We start from the raw sequence: 13,717 nt of genomic DNA, 5'->3' as shown, positions 1-13,717 counted from the left end.
TTTTGAAACAAGCCTATTTTAATTGGAGTAGTGGTAAAGATTCTGCATTAGCACTTTATAAAGTTTTAGCAGAAAAAGAATTCAATATCACAAAGCTAGTTACCACCGTTAATGCTGATGTTGACCGGGTTTCTATGCACGGTTTACGCAAAGAACTCTTAGACCTTCAAGCGGAACGTTTAAGGCTACCACTTGAAAAAATTCAGCTTGCCGGTAATGTTACTATGGCTGAGTATTCAGAGATTTTGGGAGCAGCAGCAAAAAGATCGGTTTCTGAAGGAAATACGCATAGTATTTTTGGCGATATTTTTTTAGAGGATCTAAAGAATTATCGCGAAGAGCAGTTGGCTCAAGTGGGGCTTAAAGCTGTTTTTCCGCTATGGAAAAAAGATACTAAAGAATTGATAACTGAATTCATCGACCTGGGTTTTAAAGCAATTACGGTTTGCGTAAACGGAAAATATCTGGATCAATCTTTTGCAGGTAGGATTGTAGATCATCAGTTTGTGGCAGATTTACCCAAGAATGTAGATCCTTGTGGAGAAAATGGGGAATTTCACACCTTTGTTTTTGACGGACCTATTTTCTCAAAGCCTGTTGAATTTAAAATAGGAGAGCAGGTTAAGCGTAAATATGAGCCGGCAAAAAGTAACGATGATAATTGTTTCTCTGATGATGAGAAACCTTGGGATACCGAATTTTATTTCTGTGATCTAATTCCGGTTTAGCATCTCGACTGCGCTCGATATGACAATTAATAAAATAGCTACAAAAAAATCCTGTTACTCAATTAAGAGTTACAGGATTTTTAATTTTGTCTAACGTCTAACGTCTAACGTCTAACGTCTAACGTCTAACGTCTAACGTCTAACGTCTAACGTCTAATCTATAAGTGAATTACTTCATCATAAGCAGCTGCTACAGCTTCCATCACAGCCTCACTCATTGTAGGGTGCGGGTGAACGGCTTTTAATACTTCGTGACCTGTAGTTTCAAGCTTACGTCCTAAAACCGCTTCAGCGATCATATCAGTAACGCCTGCACCAATCATATGGCAACCTAACCACTCACCGTATTTAGCATCAAAAATAACTTTTACAAAACCGTCTTTGTTTCCAGAAGCACTTGCTTTACCAGAAGCAGAGAATGGGAACTTACCAATTTTTAGTTCGTAACCAGCTTCTTTAGCTTGCTTTTCAGTCATACCTACAGAAGCGATCTCTGGAGATGCATACGTACACCCTGGGATGTTACCGTAGTCTAATTTCTCTACGTGCATTCCGGCTAGTTTTTCAACACAGATAATTCCTTCCGCAGAAGCAACATGAGCCAGAGCTGGTCCAGGAGTGATATCTCCTATCGCATAATAACCCGGCATATTGGTTTGATACCAGTCATTAACAATCACTTTATCTTTATCGGTAATAATGCCGACGTCTTCAAGACCTATCCCTTCAATATTGGTTTTAATACCAACTGCTGAAAGCACAATATCTGCCTCTAATTTTTCTTCACCTTTTTTAGTCTTCACAGTAGCAACAACGCCATCACCAGAAGTATCTACAGATTCTACTGAAGAACCGGTCATAATCTTGATACCTGCCTTTTTAAGACTACGCTCAAACTGTTTAGAAACTTCCTCATCCTCAACAGGAACAATGTTTGGTAAATACTCTACGATGGTTACTTCAGTACCCATTGAGTTGTAAAAACTACCAAATTCACAACCTATCGCACCAGAACCTACTACGATCATCTTTTTAGGTTGTTCTTTTAAAGTCATCGCTTCGCGATAACCTATTATTTTTTTACCATCTTGCTTAAGGCTAGGTAACTCACGAGAACGTGCTCCAGTTGCAATGATGATATTATCGGCGCTGTATTCTGTGCCATCAACATCAACTTTCTTACCGGGTTTTAATTTACCAAAACCTTCAATAACGTCGATCTTATTCTTCTTCATTAAGAACTGAACACCTTTGCTCATTCCATCAGCAACACCACGACTACGCTTTACAACGGCATCAAAATCTTTATCTGCACTTTCTACTTTAAGACCGTAATCTTCAGCATGTTTAAGATATTCAAATACCTGTGCACTTTTTAGAAGGGCTTTAGTGGGAATACAACCCCAGTTCAAACAAACGCCTCCAAGGCTTTCTTTTTCTACAATAGCGGTTTTAAAACCTAATTGTGAAGCTCTGATAGCTGTTACATAACCACCGGGTCCACTTCCTAAGACAATAATATCGTATTTACTCATAGTTTTCAGTGAAATTTGAAGGCACGAATTTACGCATAAAAACCCTAAAAAACGAACGCAGTTGCGCTTGTGATTTTGAGAATGCTGGTTATTTTAAACGCTTTTTAATTTCGTTTTGTAAAATAGGAATCACATCGGTTTCAAACCATTTGTTTTTATTCATCCAAAAATGGTTTACCGGTGATGGATGTGGGAGCACAAAATAGTTAGGAAGGTAGATTTCAAAGTTCTTAATACGTTCTGTAAGTGAGAGATTGTCTTTTAGGTAATACCGCTGTGAGTGATTACCAATTAAGATATATAGTGGATCATTTACAAATTGATCTGTTACTTTTTTATGCCAAAGCGGAGCACATTCTGGTCTGGGAGGCAAGTCTCCGGTTTTGCTTTTACCAGGAAAGCAAAAACCTAGAGGTAGAACGGCAAAATTATCTGGATTGTAAAAGGCTTTTTTATCAACATCAAGCCATTCACGCAAGCGCTTGCCACTGGGATCATCCCAGGCGATGGACTTTTCATGAGCAATTTTACCGGGTGCCTGACTGGCCAAAACGATTTTACTTTGATACGAAGCAGAAATAATTGGGTTCGCACCTAAAGGCAAAAAAGGCTTACAAACAGAACAATCTCGTATTTCTTCAAGTAACTTTTTTATGGTTTCAATTTTTATATGCCAAAAAATAACCCGCAAAATTGCGGGCTATTTTTTGATGATGATTATTTATTATTTTCTTAATTGAACTTCACTTTCATTAATATCAAGTGTTGTCATCAATTCACTTAGGGTAGGGGTTTTGTCAAACTGTGCAATTAAGTCTGAAGGAATAAACGCAATTCTAATTGGAACTCCTGCGGTATAAAAATCATCAAGAGTGCTTAAATCGCTATCACCTATAATTGATAGAAGTGCGGTTCCACTAGTAAAATCAAAGTCATAAACATATTGAAATTCTCCTTGATCATCAAAATAGCTTACAGGTAAGTTTGTCCAAAGACCATCACCAAGATTTAAATAAACAATTATGATATCTCCATCAAGAATTCCGTTGTAACCAAATTCTTGAGAGGTCCATAAATTTCCTTCAGCGTCAAAATTAAAATCAGCAGTCTCTTCATAAACGGCAGGTATTTCGGCATCTAATCCCGGAGGTCCTTGTGGTCCTGGGTCGCCTTCACAAGCGGTAAATCCTAAAGCTACTATACTGAGTATTGTAAATAATTTGTTCATCGTTTTTTGTATTTTAAGTTTATTGATAAAAGTAAATCAAGAGTCATTCCGAAAGTTTAGCTTGCTGAATTAAGCGCTTCATTTTATGAAATAATTAACGAAACGAGCTTAGAATGTTTAACTACCTGAATTGAAGATTTATTCCTTTTCAAAATCTATAGATGCACTGTTTACGCAATAGCGTTGACCGGTCTCAGTTGGACCGTCATCAAATACGTGACCCAGGTGGCTGCCACAATTGGCACACAAAATTTCGGTACGCATCATTCCAAAAGTAGTATCGCGTACATATTCTACAGCACCGTCTATAGATTCGTCAAAACTGGGCCAACCGCAACCGCTTTCAAACTTGCTGTCTGCTTCAAATAGTTTGGCATCGCAGGCACCGCAATGGTAGGTGCCGTCTTTTTCAAAGTGTAAGTTGTATTTACCTGTGTGAGGTCTTTCGGTGCCTTTACCGCGTAAAATTGGGTAACGCTCAGCACCCAACTCTTCTTTCCACTGGGCTTCGGTTTTTTGTATCGGGTATTCTTTCATCAAAAGTATTTTATCATTTCCGAGAAGGCGGAAATGTATTCTGGTTTTTTTTAAAACTTTATTTATTTCGCAGGAACAAAATTAAGAGCAACACCGTTTATACAATGCCGCTTTCCTGTAGGTTTTGGTCCGTCGTTAAAAACGTGACCCAAGTGACCTCCGCAATTTGCACAATGTTCTTCGCTACGGGTGTAGCCCAATTTATTGTCAGAGCCAAATGCAACGTTTCCTTCTATATAATCGTAAAAAGAAGGCCAGCCAGTACCGCTGTCAAACTTGGTATTGCTTTTAAAAAGTGGATTTTGGCAAGCTGCGCAAACATAAGTTCCTTCTTGTTTAATTTTTAGAAGATCACTGCTAAAGGGTTTCTCTGTAGCTTCTCGACGCAAAACCTGATATTCTTCAGTACTTAATTCTGCTTTCCATTCAGCATCTGTTTTAGAGACCGGAAACGTCTCTTGTTTATCATTTTGAGCACTGCCTTTGCAAGCGTTAAGGCTTATTAACAGAACCAGTAGAAGTATTTTTTTCATATTTATTTTTTTTTAAAATTACGCAAAGCGCTATTCTTTGGTTTCTTTTAGTCGCGCATTTAACAAAAGACTAACGCCTGATATAGTTGTTAAGCCTTTGTCAAATTCACATTAACTGTCTGCTTGTAATTAATTATTGCTATTTTTAAGGGTATTCAACTGAAAATATAAAAGCAACTAATCTTGACAAGACAACGTATAGTAATTGAGAATGTGGAACCCCAACTGCAAGGCGGGGATTTTTTTATAAAAAGAGTTACCGGTGAACTGGTACACGTCACTGCAGATGTTTTAGGTGATGGGCATGATGTTGTAGAAGCTGAAGTTTGCTATAAATGGGAACATGATAAGGTTTGGAAAACCGAACGATTAGCACATAGTGTTAACGATGCATATTCAGCTAATTTTGTGGTTGAGAATCAAGGTTTTTATGAATATAAGTTGCGTGGATGGATCGACCATGCTTTAAACTGGCAACATGGTATTGAAGCAAAGTTGAAAGATGCGCAGTACGTAAAAAGTGAATTACTTGACGGTATACAATATCTGGAAGCTGTAGAACCAAAGCTAGATGAAGATGGAAAGCATTATGTATGCATTGTAAAAGATCTTTTTGCTGATGAGCAACGCTATGATGAGGCGTGTCGCTATGCGATTTCTGAAGATTTACACCGCATTTTTAAAGATAACCCCACTCGAAAATTTGCACACGAGAGTGCTACGTTGAAAATATATGTAGATCGTTTAAAGGCGCGTTTTAGTACGTGGTATGAGTTTTTTCCGCGGTCTGCGAGTCAAGAGCCGGGCAAGCACGGAACCTTTAAAGACTGTGAGGTCTTGTTATCACGAGTAGCTTCAATGGGTTTTGATACCTTATATTTTCCGCCGATTCATCCTATTGGAGAAGTAAACCGTAAAGGTAGAAATAATCGTACTAACGCAGAAGAAGGCGATAGCGGTGTGCCGTGGGGAATAGGTTCTCATCTGGGTGGTCATAAAGCCATTCATCCAGAGTTGGGTTCTGAAGAAGATTTTAGAAACCTAATCAATCACGCAAATAGTCTGGGTATTGAAATAGCGATGGATTTAGCTTTTCAGGCTGCGCCAGATCATCCTTATTTAAAGGAACATCCTTCTTGGTTTAAAAAGCGTCCTGACGGGACGATGCAGTATGCAGAAAACCCACCAAAAAAATATCAGGATATTGTCAATTTTCATTGGGAATCTGAAGATTTTGAAGACCTCTGGAAAGAGCTGCTCAGCGTCGCTTTTCACTGGGTAGATTTTGGAGTGAAAGTTTTTAGAGTTGATAACCCTCATACTAAACCCTACTATTTCTGGAACTGGTTTATTGCTGAAATAAAGAAAAAGCATCCGGATGTGTTGTTTTTAGCGGAAGCATTTTCGCGCCCTAAAGTGATGCAGCAATTGGCAAAACAAGGTTATAGTCAGTCTTATACTTATTTTACGTGGCGTACGAGTAAGCACGAATTGACCGAGTATATGACCGAATTGACCCAGACTAAGCAGAAGGAATATTTTAGACCTAATTTTTGGCCGAACACCCCAGATATTAATCCGTATCATTTACAAGGAGCCAATGAGTCACAACATTTAATACGTTATGCCCTTGCAGCTACTTTGAGTTCAAATATTGGGCTTTATGGACCTGTTTTTGAATTTTTAGTAAGTGAACCTGTCCCTGGGAAAGAGGAATATATGAATTCTGAAAAGTATCAGATTTGCCATTGGGATTGGAATAGAGATAATAAATTAATACGTTTAATTACTAAAATAAATGCGATTAGAAAGCAGCACGCTGCTTTGCAACAGACTAATAATATTAGGTTTTGCGATTTGCATAACGAGGGTATGATGGCATTTTATAAATGGAATCAAGACCGAACCAGTGAGCTTCTGATAGTAATAAGTCTGGATCCTTATTATAAACAAGCGGGTAGCTTGAGATTGCCTTATGAGTCTATGAACCTTGCTCCGGGTTCAGAATTGATGCTCAAAGATCTGGTTACAGACAATACCTATACTTGGAATGATGAATGGAATTATGTAGAACTACACCCAGCAATGCCATTCCATATTTTTCAGATTTTTAAATAGGAAAGCTTACAAAAGAACAACTAACTTCTAAAGAAACTAACAAATGGCTCAGGATCAAGAGATAGATGGTCGTATTTCTTTTAAATATGATACAGATTGGAATACCTTAACTGACTTAGAACGGTTTAGGAAAGAGCTATGCGATGATATTTTAGAGCCCTATATTCTTAGTCAGCGGTGGTATGGCGGTAAAGCCAGTGCGCTCAAGTATATTGAGATTATAGATTATTTTCCTATAGAGGATAATCAGGACTTATTTTATGGGGTTGTACTTGAAGTTAATTTTAAAGAAGCGTTTGTACACAACTACTTTTTACCCATTGCATTTGTAACAGATCAGTCGTTAATAGGCGATAAATTTATCGCGCATTTAAACCTGAATGGTACAGCGGGGTTTCTTGTAGATGCCTTGTTGTTAGAATCGTTTCGCAAGCAAATTTTTGAAAAAATATTAGAGGGTGAAAAGTATAGATATAAGGAAGTAGCTTATCGTCGTGGTCGCTCAAATACTGCGCAATCCTATGAGAGCAGCAGGTTGATGGGAGTAGAGCAAAGCAATACTTCAATCGTTTATAATGAGAGTTATATTCTGAAAATATTTAGAAGAGTATATGTAGATGAGAATCCCGATTATGAGATAAGCAAATACCTTACGATGAAAGGTATTTTTAAAAACACGCCTAAATATTTAGGAAGCATCACCTTAAAGTTCAGTAATAAAAATGTGATAACCTTAGGATTGATGCAAGAACTTGTTCCCAATCAAGGAGATGCTTGGGAGTACTTTGTACACAATCTCAAACTCACTTTTGAAGAACTTTCTAGGCAAAAGCCCAAGCTAGAAACCTTACGCCCCACACGATATTTACAGCAAATTGCTATCACAGATATTCCACCAGCTTTATTAGCCTGGTGCCCGGTAGAATTTTTTGAAGATGTATCTCAATTAGCATTACGTACAGCTCAAATGCATATTGCACTGGGACAAGAGCGAGTAAATACAGCATTTACACCGCAGGCTTTCAGCAGTGATTATTCAGTTTGGTTAAAAAACAGACTGATTTATCAATTTGAAAACCGAATTAATCTGGTAGAAAACAACCTACATAAGTTAGAAGGTTTGCAGCTAGATTTGGCAAATGAACTGTTGAGTAAGAAAAAAATTATCAGAAAACAATTGCTTGATTTTGACGAAGCTTTACTTAAAAGTGAGCGTTTGCGAATTCACGGCGATTATCACTTAGGTCAGGTTTTAGTAAAAGAACGGGATTTTTATATCATAGATTTTGAGGGCGAACCCGAAAGTACCATCAGAGACCGAAAAGTTAAACAACCTCCTATAAAAGATATAGCTGGAATTTTTAGGTCATTTAATTATGCGATTTACGCGACTATCTTCAATAATCACGAGCAATACAGCTATGAGTTAGAAGAGCTTTTTGAAGTAGCAGAAGTGCTGTATAGTCACATTGTAGGGGTGTTTTTGAAAACCTATATAAACGAAATGCAAACCGCCAATTTAAACATTGGCTATATTAAAGAAATCGAATTTTTATTGCAATATTGCCTGTTAGAGAAAGCTGTTTATGAGTTGGGTTACGAGTTAAATGCTCGACCACGCTGGGCCATCATTCCGTTAAAAGGAATCTCTAATATTCTTAACCAACAACACTATGAGTAACGTACACGTTTACAGTTTATTTTCAGAATTTGACATCTCGCTATTTAAGGCTGGTAAGCATTTCAGACTCTATGAAAAGCTGGGGTCGCACCCAATCACAGTTGATGGCAAAAAGGGAACTTATTTTGCAGTCTGGGCTCCCAGTGCAAAATCTGTTTCTGTTGTGGGTGACTTCAACTTTTGGTTAGAAGGAGAACACAAATTGAATGTGCGTTGGGATGGTAGCGGTATCTGGGAAGGTTTTATTCCGGGAGTTGAGCCGGGAACGATTTATAAGTATAAAATTCAATCGAATAATAATGATGTAAAGACCGAGAAGGCAGATCCGTTTGCACGTCGTGCAGAGCATCCTCCCAAAACAGCTTCTGTAATTTACGCTGCAGATTATAAGTGGAAAGATAAAAAATGGATGACCAGCCGGGCAAAATACAACGCCTTAGATAAACCATTTTCAGTATATGAAGTGCATTTAAGTTCGTGGCGTAAAACCGGTAAAGAAAATCGGAGTTTGAGCTATACGGAGATGGCAGATGAACTGGTGGCATACGTAAAAAAAATGGAGTTCACGCATGTGGAGTTTATGCCGATAATGGAATATCCATACGATCCAAGTTGGGGATATCAGTTAACAGGATATTTTGCTCCAACTTCCAGATTCGGCTACCCGGAAGAGTTTATGCTACTTGTAGATAAATTCCATCAAGCTGGTATCGGGGTAATTCTTGATTGGGTTCCTTCACATTTTCCTGAAGATGCACACGGGCTGGGTAATTTTGACGGCTCGCATTTATACGAGCATCCCGATCCACGTAAAGGTTGGCATCCAGACTGGAAATCTTTGATTTTCAATTACGGTCGTAATGAAGTTCGAGCTTTTCTCATCAGTAATGCTTTGTTTTGGTTAGATCAATATCATATTGACGGTTTACGTGTAGATGCGGTTGCCTCTATGCTGTATCTTGATTATTCTCGCGAAGATGGGGAGTGGGAGCCTAATGAATTTGGCGGAAGAGAAAATTTAGACGCCATTTCATTCTTAGAAGAATTGAATAAAACCGTTTATAAAAACTACCCAGATGTACAGACCATAGCCGAAGAGTCTACAAGTTACACAGGAGTTTCAAAACCTGTATTTCTGGGAGGTTTAGGTTTTGGCATGAAATGGATGATGGGCTGGATGCATGATACTCTTGAATACTTCAAAAAAGAACCGGTTTACCGAAAGTTTCATCAGAATGATATAACGTTCAGTATGACCTATGCATTTTCAGAAAACTTTATGTTGCCCTTATCTCACGATGAGGTAGTATATGGTAAGAAATCTTTATTTGATCGTATGCCGGGAACCGAATGGCAGCGTTTTGCAAACCTACGCTTGATGTTTGGTTATATGTTCACGCATCCGGGAACCAAATTGATATTTCAGGGCGGTGAGTTTGCTCAAAGTTCAGAATGGAATTTTCAGGAAAGTCTAGATTGGCATCTGCTGGAGTATGATTTTCATATGGGTTTACAGCACTGTGTTCTAGACCTGAATAAATTGTATAAATCATATCCCGCTTTGTTTGAGAAACAATTCAGTAATGAAGGTTTTGAATGGATCGATTGGGCAGATGGAGAAAACAGTGTGCTTTCTTATCTTAGAAAAGGATATAAGCCTAAAGATTCTGTACTGGTAATCTGTAATTTCACACCGGTTCCAAGAGAAAACTACAAAATAGGAGTACCGGCAGAACTTTTTAAGACTGGAGTTAATTTGAAAGAAGTATTTAATAGCAATGCTAAAAAATACGGAGGGAGCGGTGATTATATTTCTGAAAGTGTTGCTGTAGAAGCTGTACCATGGAATGATAGAGAGAACTCAATAGAAATAGATTTAGCACCACTTGCAGTAATGGTTTTTGCACTTTAAATATAGTGTATTGATTGTAAACGTTGTAGTTAATATCTTTTACTCAAGTAAACTAGATTCACCCTAGAAACGCTTAATTTAGTAATCCCAACACGTTATAAAGACTACTTATGATTATTAATACGGAGTTAGAACAAAAGGGAAATCAGTTTCCTAATGCCGTTACAAACGTCCGGCAAGAAGTAGATACTCTATACTTTACCACAGAAAATAATATCATTTTAGAATTAACTGTTTTACGCGATAGTGTAATTCGGTTTAGGTATGGTACACGCGGTATACTTGAGGATGATTTCTCATATGCGATAGATCCTGAGAACCACATTGGGTACAATCACTTAGAACTTACAGAGAATAAGAATTTCTATATAATTACAACTGCTAAGCTTATTATTAAAATTGAAAAAATAAGCCTGCAGACTAAAATTCTTGATATCGAAGGGAACCTGATCAATGAAGATGAAATTGGTTTTCATTATGAAGAAAGCTTTCCACTAGGAGGAAATATCGTCAAAATGAGCAAACGCTCACACCCGGGAGAAGCTTTTTATGGTCTTGGCGATAAGCCGGTTCATCTCAATTTAAGAGGAAAAAAGGTTTCTAACTGGGCTACAGATTCGTATGCTTTTGGTAAAGAAACAGATCCTATTTATAAAACCGTTCCGTTTTACATTGGTTTAAAAGATAAACGAGCCTATGGAATTTTCTTTGACAATACCTTTAGATCTAATTTTGATTTTTGTCATGAGCGATTAGATGTAACCAGTTTCTGGGCTCCGGGAGGCGAAATGAATTATTATTTTCTCTACGGTCCCGGGATGAATGAGGTGGTAGAAAATTATACACATCTTACCGGTAAGCCGGAATTGCCTCCGTTATGGACTTTAGGTTTTCAGCAATGTAAATGGAGTTATTACCCGGAAAGTACTGTAAAAGGAATTGCTCAAAAATTCAGAGATCTTAAAATTCCTTGTGACGGGATTTATCTGGACATTGATTATATGGATGGCTTCAGGTGTTTTACCTGGAATAAAGAATATTTTCCTGATCCTAAACGAATGGTTAAGGAATTACTTGACGATGGGTTTAAGACCATTGTTATCATTGATCCTGGAATTAAAATTGATCCGGATTATTGGGTTTATAATGAAGCCTTAGAAAACGATTATTTCTGCAAACGCGCAGATGGACCGTATATGATAGGTAAAGTTTGGCCGGGCGAATGTGCCTTCCCAGACTATACCAATCCAGAAGTTCGCGAATGGTGGGCGGGTTTGTTTAAAGAGTTGGTAGGAGAAATCGGAGTGCGAGGTGTTTGGAACGATATGAATGAACCTGCAGTTATGGAGGTTCCCGGAAAAACATTTCCTGATGATGTGCGTCACGATTATGATGGTAATCCGTGTAGTCATCGTAAAGCGCATAATGTTTACGGTACACAGATGGCACGTGCTACCTATGAAGGTGTTAAAAAGTTTGTGTACCCAAAACGACCCCTGGTTATTACACGTTCAGCTTACAGTGGTGCGCAGCGCTATACTTCGTCTTGGACGGGTGATAATGTAGCTACTTGGGAGCACTTATGGATCGCTAATAATCAGGTACAGCGCATGTGCCTGTCAGGTATGTCCTTTACAGGTACAGACATTGGCGGGTTTGCAGAGCAACCTACCGGAGAATTATTTGTGAGATGGATTCAACTTGGAGTTTTTCATCCTTTTTGTCGAGTACATTCCAGCGGGCATCACGGGGATCAAGAACCCTGGTCTTTTGATGATGAGGTAACCGATATTACGCGAAAGTTTATCGAATTGCGTTACACACTTTTACCGTATTTATATACTATGTTTTACGAGTATGCCACAGATGCTGTACCTATGCTAAAACCTTTAGTGTATTACGATCAGGACGATGTGCATACCCATTACCGTACAGACGAATTCATTTTTGGTAACAATATTTTAGTCTGTCCTATTTTAGAACCTAATTCTAAAGGGCGTAGGATGTATTTGGCACGAGGGAACTGGTATGATTACTGGACTAACGAAACTCTTGAGGGTGGGCGTGAACTTTGGGTTGATGCAGATTTTGATACGATTCCGATGTTTGTAAAAGCGGGTTCGATTATACCGAGATATCCTGTTCAACAATTTGTTGGAGAAAAGGAAATTGAAGAGCTAAAACTCGATGTATATTTTGCCGAAGAAACTATGAAATCTCAAGTTTATGAGGATGCTAACGATGGTTATGATTATAAAAAAGGCCGTTATAGTTTGCGTAGTTTCAAAATGACAGGTAAGAAAAACGACTTGACTATTCAGCAGCATAAATCAGGAACCTATGAGACAGAATATGAGGTTATAAAACTTAATTTGATAGGATTGCCATTTGCCATTAAAAAAATTACAGTAGATAATGTAACTTATGATTTAAATAATCTGAATAAGAATGATAAGTATTTAAAGTTACCTAAGGGCTTTTCTGTGGTTCATTTGATAGGATAATTTTCACACACATTACTAAAATTTAGCTAAATGTTAAAATGCAACAGGTTATAATTTGTAATTTCAACCTGCTAATCTTTAAAAAACTAAAATGAAATTAAAACAAATACTTGTTGCTGTTATGACTATAGTGCTGGTAATGAGTTGTAAGACCAGCCCATTTACTGGTAAACAAACATTTAATGCCTATAGTAATGATAAGATTTTCCCAATGGCATTTCAGCAGTATAATCAGTTTTTGTCTGAAAATACTGTTGTAAGAGGAACATCTGAAGCCGCAATGGTTCAACGCGTAGGAAATAATATTGCTAAAGCTGCAGAGCGTTACATGACTGCTCTGGGATATCCTAATTATCTTGATGATTATCGCTGGGAATACAGTCTTGTACAAGATCAAGCTGTAAACGCTTTTTGTATGCCCGGAGGTAAAATCGTAGTATACACAGGAATTTTGCCAATAGCTAAAGATGAGACAGGTCTTGCAATGATCTTAGGTCACGAGTTGGCTCATGCCTTAGCAAACCATGGCGCGCAGCGTATGACTGCTCAGCAAGGTCAGGCTATTGTTGGAGCAGCCGGAGGTATTGCACTTGGAGATTCTAAAGCAGGACAACTATTTAATCAATATTATGGTACTGCAAGTACAGTAGGAGCTATTTTGCCTTTCAGTAGAAGTCATGAAAGTCAAGCTGATGAGATAGGTACTATTATAGCTGCGATTGCCGGATATGATCCTTATGAAGCTCCAAAACTTTGGGAGAGAATGAAGGCTCAGGGAGGTTCAGGTACTTCAGAGATTTTAAGTACACATCCATCTCCAGATACACGTATACAAGCATTGACTCAGATTGCACCGCGTGCAGTTGCTGAAGCTAAAAAATTCGGAGTTACTTCTTTTAAATAGGATAACACAAAAATAAAAAGTAAAAGCCGCTCTATTG

Annotated in this window: 11 protein-coding genes; 6 read left to right on the top strand and 5 right to left on the bottom strand. The window is 38.0% G+C overall.

The window, feature by feature from the left end; translation table 11 throughout:
• Nucleotides 1-2 precede the first annotated feature (2 nt).
• Entirely contained in the window at nucleotides 3-728 is a 726-nt protein-coding gene (locus BUB91_RS09220; protein ID WP_073098950.1) for a Dph6-related ATP pyrophosphatase, read from the top strand.
• Between the two features lie 158 nt (nucleotides 729-886).
• Here the strand turns inward: BUB91_RS09220 and lpdA are convergent, their stop codons facing one another.
• The 5 genes from lpdA to msrB (BUB91_RS09195) all read right to left on the bottom strand — a co-directional run bounded on the left by lpdA (nucleotide 887) and on the right by msrB (BUB91_RS09195) (nucleotide 4,561).
• Nucleotides 887-2,263 carry a dihydrolipoyl dehydrogenase gene (gene lpdA, locus BUB91_RS09215; protein ID WP_073098949.1) on the bottom strand — a complete coding sequence of 459 codons (1,377 nt, stop codon included), beginning with the start codon at nucleotides 2,261-2,263 and terminating at the stop codon, nucleotides 887-889.
• A gap of 88 nt (nucleotides 2,264-2,351) precedes the next feature.
• Nucleotides 2,352-2,918: a uracil-DNA glycosylase family protein gene (locus tag BUB91_RS09210; protein WP_073099048.1), complete on the bottom strand. Its 567-nt coding sequence runs from the start codon at nucleotides 2,916-2,918 to the stop codon at nucleotides 2,352-2,354.
• 69 nt (nucleotides 2,919-2,987) lie between these two features.
• A complete protein-coding gene (locus BUB91_RS09205; RefSeq protein ID WP_073098948.1) occupies nucleotides 2,988-3,491 on the bottom strand; it encodes a hypothetical protein in 504 nt (167 codons plus the stop codon).
• A gap of 138 nt (nucleotides 3,492-3,629) precedes the next feature.
• A complete protein-coding gene (msrB, locus tag BUB91_RS09200) occupies nucleotides 3,630-4,028 on the bottom strand; it encodes a peptide-methionine (R)-S-oxide reductase MsrB (protein WP_073098947.1) in 399 nt (132 codons plus the stop codon).
• Nucleotides 4,029-4,090: 62 nt separating this feature from the next.
• Nucleotides 4,091-4,561: a peptide-methionine (R)-S-oxide reductase MsrB gene (gene msrB, locus BUB91_RS09195; protein ID WP_073098946.1), complete on the bottom strand. Its 471-nt coding sequence runs from the start codon at nucleotides 4,559-4,561 to the stop codon at nucleotides 4,091-4,093.
• A 183-nt stretch (nucleotides 4,562-4,744) separates the two neighbouring features.
• Between msrB (BUB91_RS09195) and BUB91_RS09190 the strand changes: the two genes are divergently transcribed.
• From BUB91_RS09190 to BUB91_RS09170, 5 genes are all read left to right on the top strand, one after another.
• Nucleotides 4,745-6,679 (top strand): alpha-1,4-glucan--maltose-1-phosphate maltosyltransferase, encoded by a 1,935-nt coding sequence (locus BUB91_RS09190; RefSeq protein ID WP_073098945.1) that lies wholly within the window; start codon nucleotides 4,745-4,747, stop codon nucleotides 6,677-6,679.
• Between the two features lie 43 nt (nucleotides 6,680-6,722).
• Nucleotides 6,723-8,360, top strand: coding sequence for a phosphotransferase (locus BUB91_RS09185; RefSeq protein ID WP_073098944.1), 1,638 nt, complete (start codon nucleotides 6,723-6,725; stop codon nucleotides 8,358-8,360).
• Nucleotides 8,353-10,272: a 1,4-alpha-glucan branching protein GlgB gene (glgB, locus tag BUB91_RS09180; protein WP_073098943.1), complete on the top strand. Its 1,920-nt coding sequence runs from the start codon at nucleotides 8,353-8,355 to the stop codon at nucleotides 10,270-10,272. Before BUB91_RS09185 ends, glgB begins: the two co-directional genes overlap by 8 nt.
• Before the next feature lie 110 nt (nucleotides 10,273-10,382).
• Nucleotides 10,383-12,776 carry a glycoside hydrolase family 31 protein gene (locus tag BUB91_RS09175; RefSeq protein WP_073098942.1) on the top strand — a complete coding sequence of 798 codons (2,394 nt, stop codon included), beginning with the start codon at nucleotides 10,383-10,385 and terminating at the stop codon, nucleotides 12,774-12,776.
• Between the two features lie 91 nt (nucleotides 12,777-12,867).
• A complete protein-coding gene (locus BUB91_RS09170; RefSeq protein WP_073098941.1) occupies nucleotides 12,868-13,680 on the top strand; it encodes a M48 family metallopeptidase in 813 nt (270 codons plus the stop codon).
• Nucleotides 13,681-13,717 lie beyond the last annotated feature (37 nt).

This window comes from Leeuwenhoekiella marinoflava DSM 3653 (genome assembly GCF_900129005.1).
GTDB lineage: Bacteria > Bacteroidota > Bacteroidia > Flavobacteriales > Flavobacteriaceae > Leeuwenhoekiella > Leeuwenhoekiella marinoflava.
Note: the sequence above shows the minus strand (reverse complement) of the source record. Positions and strands in the feature narration are given on the sequence as shown.

What these genes read in the sequence shown, in the direction of transcription:
- lpdA (WP_073098949.1), bottom strand. Translation starts at nt 2,263, where the DNA reads ATGAGTAAATACGATATTATTGTCTTAGGAAGTGGACCCGGTGGTTAT.
- BUB91_RS09205 (WP_073098948.1), bottom strand. Translation starts at nt 3,491, where the DNA reads ATGAACAAATTATTTACAATACTCAGTATAGTAGCTTTAGGATTTACC.
- msrB (WP_073098947.1), bottom strand. Translation starts at nt 4,028, where the DNA reads ATGAAAGAATACCCGATACAAAAAACCGAAGCCCAGTGGAAAGAAGAG.
- msrB (WP_073098946.1), bottom strand. Translation starts at nt 4,561, where the DNA reads ATGAAAAAAATACTTCTACTGGTTCTGTTAATAAGCCTTAACGCTTGC.
- BUB91_RS09185 (WP_073098944.1), top strand. Translation starts at nt 6,723, where the DNA reads ATGGCTCAGGATCAAGAGATAGATGGTCGTATTTCTTTTAAATATGAT.
- glgB (WP_073098943.1), top strand. Translation starts at nt 8,353, where the DNA reads ATGAGTAACGTACACGTTTACAGTTTATTTTCAGAATTTGACATCTCG.
- BUB91_RS09175 (WP_073098942.1), top strand. Translation starts at nt 10,383, where the DNA reads ATGATTATTAATACGGAGTTAGAACAAAAGGGAAATCAGTTTCCTAAT.
- BUB91_RS09170 (WP_073098941.1), top strand. Translation starts at nt 12,868, where the DNA reads ATGAAATTAAAACAAATACTTGTTGCTGTTATGACTATAGTGCTGGTA.